The organism is Massiliimicrobium timonense, from assembly GCF_002160865.1.
Classification (GTDB): Bacteria; Bacillota_I; Bacilli_A; order Erysipelotrichales; family Coprobacillaceae; genus Allocoprobacillus.
On sequence record NZ_NFLJ01000080.1, the window covers coordinates 1 to 2,258 of the forward strand.

The 2,258-nt window shown below is 30.2% G+C and carries 1 protein-coding gene and 1 pseudogene; both read left to right on the plus strand.

Annotation, left to right across the window (positions count from 1 at the left end; genetic code table 11):
• The first annotated feature begins 100 nt into the window (after positions 1-100).
• Positions 101-1,413 (plus strand): annotated as a pseudogene (istA, locus tag B5E75_RS14125) (IS21 family transposase).
• Complete coding sequence (gene istB, locus B5E75_RS14130; RefSeq protein WP_087298346.1) at positions 1,410-2,168, plus strand: IS21-like element helper ATPase IstB; 759 nt, start codon at positions 1,410-1,412, stop codon at positions 2,166-2,168. Before istA ends, istB begins: the two are co-directional and overlap by 4 nt.
• Positions 2,169-2,258 lie beyond the last annotated feature (90 nt).

The following is a 2,258-nucleotide window of genomic DNA, read 5'->3' on the forward strand; positions in this document are numbered from 1 at the left end:
TATAAATGCTACTATTAATATGTACAAAAATGATCATATAAAAATGTACAAAATCAATTCAACATAATATAATAATTCAGTTTTTATTGGAGGTTATATTATGATTATGAATTTAACAGTCAATTCAAGTATTGAGATTAATTGCTTGCTTGATTTACCAAAATTGAAAGTATTAGTAGAGGAGTTAAAATTGAAAATAAATAAATCACAGATTGCCAGAGAGCTTGGTGTCGATAGAAGATTGATAGATAAATATATGAATGGTTATACTAAGCCAAAGAAAAGAGAAAGAAAAAGTAAGTTAGATAAATTTTATCAAATAATATATGACTTACTGATCAATCAAAATACTCAAGTTTTCTTTTATAAAAGAGTTTTATGGCAGTATCTAAAAGATATTCATGGATTAGAATGCTCAGCTTCACATTTTAGAAAGTGGATCAGTCAACATGAGGAATTCGATAAATACTTTAATGGCAGAACAAACAGGACAGTGAATGGTAAAGTTAGAAACAGTACTACAAATCATCAGTCAATCAAAAGAGAGACGGGTATGGGAGTTGAAGCACAATTAGACTGGAAGGAAAATATGCATTATACCTTAAATACAGGTGAAGTTATTGAATTAAATATCTTTGCACTTGTTTATTCCTATTCAAGATATAAAGTTAATTTTATTTCGCTTACAAAAAAGCAAGGTGCTCTATTCCATTATCTTGATCAGGCATTTGAAGCAGCAGGTGGTGTGCCTGACATTTTAAAAACCGATAATATGAAAACGGTTATGGATGAGGCAAGAACAGAATATTCGAGTGGAAAGGTCAATGCGAAGTTTCAACAATTTGCGAATGATTATGGCTTTGTAGTGAAACCATGTATTGCCGGAAAACCATGGAGTAAAGGAAAAGTTGAAGCACCAATGAAATTATGGGATGAACTATATGCCTATAATGGAAAATTAAACTATGCACAACTGAATGAAAAAGTAACGGAAATTAATGAAAGGCATAATTGCCAGGTGCACAGTGCAATAGGAAAAATTCCGAAGCTTCATATTCAAAAAGAAAAAGATTTCTTATCCCCCTTACCACAAGAAAAGATAAGAAATCAATATAAAATCACCATTAAACCAGTAAAAGTAGATTCACAAAGCTTATTTTCCTATAAAGGAAATAAATATTCCGCACCACCAGAATATATTGGTAAAACAGTGAAACTACAAATATTTGATGATTATATACATGTGCATTCTAACACAAAACTCATAACAATTCATCAAATATCTCAGTCAAAATACAATTATCATGAAGAGCATTATCAAAAAATATACGAAGTAAGTTTTAAAGATAGTTCGGATGAAATTAAACAACTAGCTAAGGAAAATTTAAATTTGATAGGAGAAATATACAATGAGTAGTACATATATGCAATTAAGAAATAACCTGAATTATTTGAAACTAAGTCAAATGAATGAAAATTTAGATGAGATATTGGATTACATAACTAAGAACAATCTATCCCTTACTGAAGGATTGATTAAATTGACCCAAATAGAAATCGATCATAGAGAAAAGAATATGATCAAATCAATGGTTAAAGTAGGGGCTTTTCCTCACCATAAAGAATTAAGGGATTTTGATTTTGATTTTCAATCATCAATTAATAAACAACAGATATTGGATTTTGAGACACTCAGATTCATTGAGAATTGTGAAAATATCGTATTTCTAGGTAATAGTGGTGTAGGTAAAACACACCTGGCTGTAAGTATAGGCATCGCCGCAGCAAAGCGTAGAAATAGTACATATTTCATCAAATGTCATGACCTTATTCAACAATTGAAGAAAGCAAATAATGAGAACAGATTGGAAGATCGACTTCGCCATTTTACCAAATATAAAGTATTGATCATAGATGAACTTGGCTATCTTCCAATTAATAAAGATGATGCGAAATTATTCTTTCAACTGATAGATAGACGTTATGAAAAAAGAAGCACGATATTAACTACAAATATCAATTTTAGTGAGTGGGATGAAGTTTTCTGTGATGCGGTAATGGCAAATGCCATTTTAGATAGAGTCCTTCATCACGCGCATGTGGTAACTATAACGGGTAAATCCTATCGGTTAAAAGATCATATGAAGCCAAACGAAGAGGAATCCTAATATTAAGAAGTATTCCTAGTTATATTGAACAGGAACATAATTGTACATCATAAATGATCATTTTTGTACAAAATTATATTGACATTTATA